Source organism: Nitratireductor rhodophyticola (genome assembly GCF_019891355.1).
In the GTDB taxonomy this organism is placed as follows: domain Bacteria; phylum Pseudomonadota; class Alphaproteobacteria; order Rhizobiales; family Rhizobiaceae; genus Nitratireductor; species Nitratireductor rhodophyticola.
On sequence record NZ_JAHSSF010000014.1, the window covers coordinates 1 to 820 of the forward strand.

At 56.2% G+C, this 820-nt stretch carries 1 protein-coding gene; it reads left to right on the forward strand.

What is annotated here, in order from left to right:
- Positions 1–68: 68 nt before the first annotated feature.
- Positions 69–767, forward strand: coding sequence for an IS6 family transposase (locus KUG85_RS21035; RefSeq protein WP_009453084.1), 699 nt, complete (start codon positions 69–71; stop codon positions 765–767).
- Positions 768–820: the final 53 nt, after the last annotated feature.

Genomic DNA, 820 nt, shown 5'->3' on the forward strand with positions numbered 1-820 from the left:
GGTTGTGTTGCAACGTTTTGAATACCGTTTTTGTGGCAAGGAGAGCTTCTGATCTTTCGGAGGATTGAATGTTCAAGGGCCGCCAGTTTGACCAGTCAGTCATCCTGCTTTGCGTGCGCTGGTACCTGGCCTACAGTCTGAGCCTGCGGGACCTGGAAGAAATGATGGCCGAGCGAGGCATTGCCGTTGACCACACGACCATTCACCGCTGGACCGTCCGCTACGCACCGCTATTGCTGGAGCGTTTCAACCGACGGAAGCGGAACGTGACCGGCAGATGGCATATCGACGAGACTTACATCAAGGTCCGCGGCCAGTGGATGTACCTATACCGCGCCATCGACAGTGTCGGCGACACGGTCGAATTCTGGTTCAGCGAGCAGCGTGACCTGCCGTCGGCCAAACGGTTCTTCACAAAGGCGCTGAATCGGCATGGCCGGCCAGGCTGCGTCGTTATTGATGGTAGCCAGACCAACCACGAGGCTATCGTTTCCTGTGACACCACAAATCGCTTGCAGGATCGTTCTCGGCGCCGGCTGAAGCCGATCGAAATCCGCAAGAGTAAGTATCTGAATAATCGGATTGAACAGGATCATCGGCGCATCAAGCGCCGCGTCCGGCCAATGCTTGGCTTCAAATCACAGGCATCAGCCGCGATCATCCTGTCCGGCATCGAGATGGTTCACATGATGCGCAAGCGACAGGCGAGATACGCCTTCAATCCGAATCCGTCCCTAGCCGAACAGTTCGCAATTCTTGCCGCATAATTGGCCTCGGACCGGCCCCCTTTGCGCTTCAAATCAGCCGTTGCAACAAAACC